Here is an 8,359-nt window from a genome sequence, read left to right on the forward strand (position 1 = left end):
CCAGCCCGTTCGCATAGCCCTGGCCGACCGCGCGGGCCTTCCACGCGCCGTTGCGCAGATAGATCTCCACGACGACCAGCGCGGTCTCCGAGCCGAGCTGCGGCGGGGTGAAGGTGGCGAGCGGGGAGCCGTCGTCGGCATTGCGGACCGTCGCGGTCGGCTCGACGCCCTGGAAGGTCTGTCCGGCCGCGTCCGGGCTGGCCGTGACGACGATCTTCTCGATGCCGGGCGGGACGGCGGAGGTGTCCACCACGATCGCGTCCGGGGCACTGCCCCCGCCGGAGCGATAGGCGACGCCGGGGCCCGTCGGCTGGTTGTAGAAGATGAAATCGTCGTCGGAGCGCACCTTGCCGTCGGCGGTGAGCAGCAGGCCCGATACGTCGAGCCGCACCGGAGCGGCGACGTCCACCGTGACGCGGACGGCGGAAAGAGGAATGTTCGAGCCGGGGGTCATAGCTGTCATGCCAGAGGTAACGAGCGAGGGCGCTTTGCCGTTCCCTTACCTCGCCCGCCTTTCCCGCCCCCCGGCCATGCCACGGATCGCTCAGGTGGGCAGGGGTCCCCGGGTGACCGGGAGGGGTGCTCGCGGAGGGCCGGCCGGGGGTGTTCGCGGAGGAGTGGCGGGGGATAGCCGAGGGGTGGCCGGGGGATTGCCGAGCGGTGGCCGCAACGGGCGGGCGCGGTTCAGCACGGCCACCGCGGCGGGTCGGTGACGAAGTCGCCGCCGAGCCGGGCATGGGCCGGATTGTCCGGGTCCAGCTCCCCCTGCTCCTCGATGAGCTTCGGGGCGTACTGCTCCGAGTCGTCCTGCGGCCGGTAGCCGAGGGCGCGCGCCGTGGTGAGGTCCCACCACAGCCGGGTGTTGGCGGAGGACCCGTACACCACGGTGTGCCCCACATCCGGCGCGGTCAGCGCCGCGTGGAAGAGCCGGGCGCAGTCGCCGGGGCTCAGCCAGACCGACAGCATCCGTACCGTCGTCGGCTCCATCGAACAGGAGCCGATGCGCACCGACACCGTCTCCACCCCGTGCCGGTCCCAGCACAGTTGCGCGAGATCCTCGCCGAAGCACTTGGACAGGCCGTAGTACGTGTCGGGGCGGCGCGGGGTGTCGATGGGGATCAGCTCGTCCGGCGCGACGGGGGCCCCGCCACGCGGGCGCGGGGTGAACCCGACCGCGTGGTTGCTGGAGGCGAAGACCACCCGGCCGACCCCCTCGGCGCGGGCGGCCTCGTAGAGGTGGTAAGTCCCCTCGATGTTCGACCGGAGGATGTTCTCGAAGGGGGCCTCCACGGAGATGGCCGCCAGATGGACGATCGCGTCCACGCCCCGGACCGCCTTCCGCAGCGCCTGACTGTCGTTGAGATTCGCGGTGACCGCGTCCGGCACTCCCTCGATGGGGGTGGCGTCGAAGAGCCGCAGCTCATAGCCGTACGCGGGCAGCAGCCCCCGCATCAGCGTGCCGAGTCCGCCGGCGGCGCCGGTGAGCAGGACGGTGCGGGGAGAGGGCATGAGGGGGCTCCTCGGAGTGTCGGTGGGCTTGGGCGTGGGCCCGGGGCCGGGGTGTCTGCTCGGGCGTGGGACCGGGCGTGGGCCCGGGCTCGGTCGTCGGCTTGTCGGGGTCCGGGCACGGGCTTGGACAGGGCCGATGGTGGGCAGTGGCGCGGGCGCGGTCAAGTGTCGCGCGGCGGGGGCGGTTGTGTCCCCGTGCGGTACGGGGGTTCGGCGGCTCGAACTCCCCCGGGGATGCGCCTCGGTGATGCCCCCGGGCGGGGCGGAGGGAGCCGCGCCCCGGGGCGGAATGGTCCAGTCCTTGACGGGGTTCGCGGGGTCGGCCTAGCGTCGGGGCCCACGTCGTGTCTCATCGCATATCAGGGAACCGGAGAACGTGAGCGTGCCGATGCCCTTCGCCCTCGCCCCGATCCCGTCCCGGACCCAGCATGTGCTCGACGAGATCAAGTACGCGGTGCTCACCGGGCGGCTGCGGCCGGGACAGGCCCTGGTCGAGGCGGAACTGGCGGCGCGGTTCGGGGTGTCCAAGACGCCGGTGCGCGAGGCGCTCAAGACGCTCGCGGGCACCGGTCTGGTGGTGATGAGCCAGTACAAGGGCGTTACCGTGCGCACCGTGGACGCGGCCATGGCGCGTGCGGTGTACGACGTACGGCTGCTGCTCGAACCCGAGGCGCTGCGGCGTACCGTAGAGCGGCTGGCGGCGCGGGGAGCGGACCCCGGGCCGTACTTCGACGGGGCGCGGGAGGCGCTCGTACGGGCCGACGAGGCCACCGGCACCGCCGAACGCTGTCTGGCCGGGCGGGATTTCCACAGCGCGCTGTACACCCACTGCGGCAATCCGCTGCTCGTGCGGATGCTCGACGACGTACGCGATCAGGCGGCACTGGTCTCCGCCGTCGTCTGGGCCGCCGGCCCGGCCGAGGAGCGCGAGGCCGCCGAGCACCGGGAGATCCTGCGGCTGACGCTCGACGGCGACGCGCGGGGTGCGGCCCGTGCCCTGCACGAGCACATCGCCGGGTTCGTCCACCGGGCGTTCCCGGAGACGGCGGGCGGCTGAGCCGTGCACCCTTAAGGGAGGCCGCAGCGCTCCCTCCCCGGGATGCCCGCAGGCCCTCCCGGGACACCGCCGCGCCCCGGTACGGGTGCGGAACGGGCCGGTCCGGTCCGGTCCGGCGCTATCGCAGTGCCGCGGCCATCATCTTCTGGGCGACGGGCGCGGCCAGACCGTTGCCGCTGACCTCCGAGCGGGGACCGCCCGAGTCCTCGATCAGCACCGCCACGGCGACCTCCTTGCCGTCCGCCTTCGCATACGAGGTGAACCACGCGTACGGCGTCATGCTGTTGTTCTCGCCGCGCTGGGCCGTGCCCGTCTTGCCGCCCACCTCGGCGCCGTCGACGCGCGCGTTCGAGCCCGTGCCGTCCTCCACGACGGTCACCATCGCGCTGCGCAACTGTTCGGCCGTGTCGGCGGAGACGACCCGCTTCGATGGGGCGTCCTCGTACGAATCGAGGGTGGTGCCGCCGGAGTCCACGACCTTGGACACCATATGGGGCGACTTCAGCACCCCGTCGTTCGCGATCACGGCGGAGACCATGGCCATCTGGAGCGGGGTGGCCGTCACATCGAACTGGCCGATACCGGTCTGCGCCGTCGACGATCTGTCGATATCGCGCGGATAGACGCTGGGGTAGGCCCGCACCGGTACGTCCTGGGACTCGTCGTTGAACCCGAACTCCTCGGCCATCTCCCGGACCTTGTCCTGCCCCAGATCGGCGGCGAGCTTCGCGAAGACGTTGTTGCACGACCACCGCAGGGCCGAGCGCAGGGAGGCGTTCTCACAGGGTGCCGAGGGAATGTCGTTCGGCAGCACATGGGTGCTGTCCGGCAGGGTGTACGGCATGGGGGAGTCGGTCGCCTCGTCCACCGAGCCGTACTTCCCGTCCTCCAGCGCCGCGGCGGCGACGACCAGCTTGAAGGTCGAACCGGGTGCCAGCGGCTGCCGAAGCGCGCGGTTGACCAGCGGCTTGTCCGGGTCGTCCAGCAGCTTCCGCCAGGTCGAGGCGTCCGCCGTCCCGGCGATGGTCCCGGGGTCGTACGACGGTGTGCTGACCACCCCGAGGAGCCGCCCGGTCGACGGGTCGATCGCGACGGCCGCGCCCTTGGCGTCGCCCAGCGCCCGGTAGCCGGCCCGCTGCACGTCGGGGTCGATCGTGGTCAGCACGGATCCCGGCTCCTGCTGCTTGCCGGTCAGGGCGTCGACGGGGTTCGTCAGCCGGGTGTCGGTGCCGTCCAGGACGTCGCTGTGGATGCCCTCCAGCTGAGTCGCCCCGTACACCTGGGAGCTGTAGCCGGTCACGGCCGCGTAGAGCGCGCCTTCGGTGTAGGTGCGCTTGTACGCGAGATCGCTGCCGGTCGTCGCCGTCGAGCCGGTGACCGGCGCACCGGCCACGACGATGTCGCCCAGCGGCTGCGCGTACTGATCGATGACCGTACGCCGGTTCTTGTCGTTGTCCGCGAGTGCCTTGGCGTCGTACGTCTGGACCCAGGTGGCCCGCACCAGCACGGCGAGGACCAGCACGAGGCTGAAGACTCCGGCTCTTCTGATCGTCTTGTTCATCCCAGGAGAAGACGAACGGGACCGCGGGGGCCGTTCCCGCCCTTCCCGATTCTCAGCTGTTCCTCATCTCACCCCCGGCCCGCCCGGACGGACGCGGTGATGGATCTTGATCGACTCCGGTGGAATCCGTCGGGCGTCCCGTGCGTTCCCCTGATGGTGGGCGATGTGCCCCGCCCCTGGTCAGAACCCTGGAGAGAGTCAGTATGCGCGTCGAGATATGGAGCGACATCGCCTGCCCCTGGTGCTACATCGGGAAGGCACGCTTCGAGAAGGGACTCGCGGTGTTCGCCCACCGCGACCAGGTCGAGGTGGTGCACCGCTCCTTCGAGCTGGACCCGGACCGCGCCAAGGGCGACACCGCGGCCGTTGTCGACATGCTGGCCCAGAAGTACGGGCGCAGCCGCGAGGAGGCGCTGGCCATGGAGGAGCACGTGGCGTCGAGCGCCCGCGCCGAGGGCCTCGGCTACCGCACCGAGGGCCGCGACCACGGCAGCACCTTCGACATCCACCGCCTGCTCCACTTCGCCAGGTCGCACGGGCGCCAGGACGAGCTGCTGAACCTCGCCTACCGGGTCAACTTCGCCGAGGAGCGGTCTGTCTACGACCCCGAGGTCCTGGTCGCCCTCGCTGTCGATGCCGGGTTGGACGAGGCCGGGAGCCGCGCGGTCCTCGCGGACGGGACCGCCTACGCCGACGCCGTCCGCGCCGATGAGCGGGAGGCCGCCGAGCTGGGCGCCAACGGGGTGCCCTTCTTCGTCTTCGACCGCCGTTACGGCGTCTCCGGCGGCCAGCCCGCCGAGCTGTTCACCCAGGCCCTCGACCAGGCGTGGCAGGGCCGCGCGGGCAGCCAGTCCGCCCCGGCCGACGTCCCGGCCGCCGCTCCGGCCGACGCTCCGGCCTGCGACTCCGACGGCTCCTGCGAGGTCCCTCAGCGCTAGCCGGGCGGGCATCCGGGTCCGGGCGCGCATGCCCGGCAGCCGCCGGCCGGCCGCCCCGGACCCGGCCCCGCCGACCGGACCTGAATCCGCTGTCCGCGCCGGGTCCCGTCGAAGGAGTCCGGTCCCGCCTCCTACCGCGCCTCATTCCGCCGACCGCGCCGGGATGCCTCGGCGCCCGGTGGGGCCTCACCGGGCCGTTCCGTGGTCGGTGCGGCGCGGTTGACCGCGCGCGGGGAGCGCCGCAGGGTGAGGGGATGGAGACTCTGGGCGGTGGCGAGTTCGGGCCGGGCGGGATCTATCTCAACACCTCCGTCTGCGGACTGCTGCCCGCGCGCGCCGTCGCCGCCATCGGCTCGCTGGCCGGCGAACTGGCGGCCGGGCGGCCGGGCGGATCGGGTGACTTCGAGGCGGTGACCGCGACCCGCCGGTCCTTCGCCCGGCTGGCCGGGGTCGACGCCGACCGGGTCGCCGTCGGCGGCTCGGTTTCGGTGCACTGCGGCCTGATCGCGACCTCACTGCCGCCCGGCGCCGAGATCCTCTTCCCTGAGGGGGAGTACACCTCGGTCATCACGCCGTTCGCCGTACGCGGAGATCTCGTCCTGCGCTACGCCCCGCTGGAGCGCCTCGCGGACGCCGTACGTCCGGGCACCGCGCTGGTGGCCTTCTCCGCGGTGCAGTCGTCCGACGGGCGGATCGCCGATCTGGCCGCCGTACGGAAGGCGGCTGCCGCGCACGGCGCCCGTACGCTCGTCGACGCAAGCCAGTCGGCGGGGTGGCTGCCGCTGAGCGCGGGGGACTGGGACTTCACCGTCACGGGCGGTTTCAAGTTTCTGCTGTGCCCGCGTGGAGTCTCCTTCCTCACGCTCACCGAGGACGCCCAGACGACGGTGACACCCATCCATGCCGGAACCTTCGCCTCCGAGGAACTGTGGGGCACCGTGTACGGGCCGGTCGAGCACCTCGCCCGCTCGGCCCGCCGCTTCGACGAACCGCCCGCGTTTCTCTCGTACCACGGGGCGCGGCGGTCACTGGAGCTGCTGGAGGAGATCGGGGTGGCGGCGGTCCACGCCCATGCCACGGGTCTCGCGCGGCGATTCAGGGACGGCCTGAGGGCCCTCGGGCATCAGCCGCTGCCCGGCGACTCGGCGATCGTCGCCGTGCCGGGGCTGGGCGGGCGCGTCCCGGAGCTGACCCGCGCGGGAGTCGCCGTCTCGGAGCGTGCGGGCCATCTGCGGGCGGCCTTCCACCTCTACAACGCGACGGCGGACGTGGACCGTGCACTGGAGGTGCTGGCGGGCTGACCAGGGTGCGCGGGGCCTGGGACCTGGGGACCCGGGGGCGGGACCCGGGGACCTGGGGGTGAAGGGCCTTGCCCCGGCCGAGGAGGGCCCTCGGCCGGGAGCCCTCGGCCAGAGCCGGCGCCCGTGCGGAACCCCCGCCCCCGCCGCTCCGGGGCGAGCCGCCTACTCGCAGCCCGCCGTATGCCCGCAGTGATTTCCCTCCACCTTCTCCAGCAGCCGGATCAGCTCCGCCCGCTCACCCTCCTCCAGCCCGGTCAGCGTCTGCTGTTCCAGCTGTTCGCAGGCGTCCTTCACCGCATCGCGCAGCCCGCAGCTCTCCACCGTCGCCTCGACGACGACGGCACGCCGGTCGGACGGGTCGGGGCGGCGGCTGACATGGCCCGCCAGCTCCAGGCGCTGGAGCATCTTCGTCACCGTGGAGGGATCGAGGTCCAGGACCTTGATCAGTTCTGACTGGCGCACGGGACCCGCGTCCCACAGGTGCATCATGAGCAGCTCCTGCCCCGGATACAGCCCCAGCCCCCGGAGCTGTTTGGCCGCCGCCATACGGTACAGCCGGGCCACCCGGGAGACGGCTTGGCTGACCGGCCCGGCCAGGGAGCAGCTCGGCATGGCCGCCGCACAGCCGAGGTCGGCCACGCTCTCGGACTTCATCGCGCCTCCTACGTGGGGACTGTTCCGGACAGTGTCTCCCGACTGCCGGAGGCCCTTGCGGAAATTTTACCTTGGTCGGCCAAGTAAATGCGTTACAGTGGCTCCCGGATCAATTGCTTGGCCGACCACATATATCTTCGGGAGCCCCGATGACCACCGCTTTCGACCCGTTCGACCTCTCCGGGCGCCGGCTGGCGAACCGTATCGCCATGGCGCCGATGACCCGTAGCCGGGCCTTCGGCGAGGGCCTCTCGCCCACCGAATCCGCGGTGGAGTACTACGCACAGCGCGCCTCCGCCGGGCTGATCATCACCGAGGGCATCCAGCCGTCCGTCACCGGTCAGGGCTACCCCGACACCCCGGGGCTGCACAGTGCCGAACAGGTCGCGGCCTGGCGCAGGGTCACCGATGCCGTACACGGCAACGGTGGAAAGATCTTCGCCCAGCTGATGCACTCCGGCCGCATCGGCCACCCGTCGCTCTTCCCCGACGGGCGGGCCAGCGTCGGGCCCTCCGCCGTCGCCGCCGATGGCCAGCTCTTCACCCACGAAGGGCCCAAGGACTTCCTCGCCCCGCGCGAACTGGCCGCCGACGAGATCCCCGCGGTCATCGGGGAGTTCGTGGACAGTGCCCGTAACGCCGTCGACGCCGGATTCGACGGTGTCGAACTGCACGGCGCCAACGGCTATCTCATCCAGCAGTTCCTCGCGTCCAACACCAATCTGCGCACCGACGAGTGGGGCGGCTCCGTCGAGAACCGCATCCGCTTCGCGACCGAGGTGGCCAAGGCCGTCGCCGGGGCCATCGGCCCCGAGCGGACCGGTATCAGGCTCTCGCCCGCCAACCCCCACAACGACATCGCCGAGAGCGACCCCCACGATGTCTACCCGGCGCTGGCCCAGGCGCTGGAGCCGCTGCGGATGGCCTATCTGCATATCGCCGAGAACACCCCCGACGCCCGCGAGGTGACGGAGCTGCTGCGCAAGCAGTACAACGGCACCATCATCCTCAACCCGTCGACGGACGGTCCGACCGATCACACGGCCCTGGGGCTGATCGAGGACGGCCTGGCCGATGTCATCTCCTTCGGCGCGCTCTTCCTCGCCAACCCGGACCTGCCCGCCCGGCTGCGGACCGCCGGTCCCTACAACGCCCCCGACCCGGCCTCGTTCTTCGGCGGCGGCGACAAGGGCTACACGGACTACCCGGTGCTGAGCACGGTCTGAGCCCGCGCGGCCACGCCGAGGCCACCGGGCGCACTGCCCGTGCTGGGGGCGCCCGGGGGGGCGAGGGGAGCCGGCGGAGGGGGGGGGCAAGTCAGGTCGTCGGGCAGACGAAC

8 protein-coding genes are annotated in these 8,359 nt (G+C 72.1%); 4 read left to right on the plus strand and 4 right to left on the minus strand.

Translation table 11 applies throughout. The features are described 5' to 3' along the window. Both ACWF94_RS25770 and ACWF94_RS25775 read right to left on the minus strand, forming a co-directional pair. Positions 1-463: TerD family protein (locus ACWF94_RS25770; RefSeq protein ID WP_453493028.1), on the minus strand; the 463-nt coding region annotated here is incomplete at its 3' end. A 221-nt stretch (positions 464-684) separates the two neighbouring features. After that, on the minus strand, positions 685-1,509 hold the full coding sequence (locus ACWF94_RS25775) for an NAD-dependent epimerase/dehydratase family protein (RefSeq protein WP_453493031.1): 825 nt from the start codon (positions 1,507-1,509) through the stop codon (positions 685-687). Positions 1,510-1,897: 388 nt separating this feature from the next. On the opposite strand from ACWF94_RS25775, the gene ACWF94_RS25780 reads away from it, so the two are divergent. Beyond that, positions 1,898-2,566, plus strand: a complete 669-nt coding sequence (locus ACWF94_RS25780) for a GntR family transcriptional regulator (RefSeq protein ID WP_453493048.1) — start codon at positions 1,898-1,900, stop codon at positions 2,564-2,566. 118 nt (positions 2,567-2,684) lie between these two features. Here the strand turns inward: ACWF94_RS25780 and ACWF94_RS25785 are convergent, their stop codons facing one another. Then, positions 2,685-4,127, minus strand: a complete 1,443-nt coding sequence (locus ACWF94_RS25785; protein ID WP_453493034.1) for a peptidoglycan D,D-transpeptidase FtsI family protein — start codon at positions 4,125-4,127, stop codon at positions 2,685-2,687. Between the two features lie 203 nt (positions 4,128-4,330). Here ACWF94_RS25785 and ACWF94_RS25790 point away from each other — a divergent pair, with 203 nt between their 5' ends. Then, positions 4,331-5,065 (plus strand): DsbA family oxidoreductase, encoded by a 735-nt coding sequence (locus ACWF94_RS25790; RefSeq protein ID WP_453493037.1) that lies wholly within the window; start codon positions 4,331-4,333, stop codon positions 5,063-5,065. A gap of 254 nt (positions 5,066-5,319) precedes the next feature. Then, on the plus strand, positions 5,320-6,366 hold the full coding sequence (locus ACWF94_RS25795; protein WP_453493040.1) for an aminotransferase class V-fold PLP-dependent enzyme: 1,047 nt from the start codon (positions 5,320-5,322) through the stop codon (positions 6,364-6,366). A 162-nt stretch (positions 6,367-6,528) separates the two neighbouring features. Here the strand turns inward: ACWF94_RS25795 and ACWF94_RS25800 are convergent, their stop codons facing one another. Further along, complete coding sequence (locus ACWF94_RS25800) at positions 6,529-7,020, minus strand: MarR family winged helix-turn-helix transcriptional regulator (RefSeq protein ID WP_453493043.1); 492 nt, start codon at positions 7,018-7,020, stop codon at positions 6,529-6,531. A 149-nt stretch (positions 7,021-7,169) separates the two neighbouring features. Here ACWF94_RS25800 and ACWF94_RS25805 point away from each other — a divergent pair, with 149 nt between their 5' ends. After that, entirely contained in the window at positions 7,170-8,246 is a 1,077-nt protein-coding gene (locus ACWF94_RS25805) for an alkene reductase (protein WP_453493045.1), read from the plus strand. Positions 8,247-8,359 lie beyond the last annotated feature (113 nt).

The organism is Streptomyces sp. NPDC055078 (assembly GCF_053607985.1).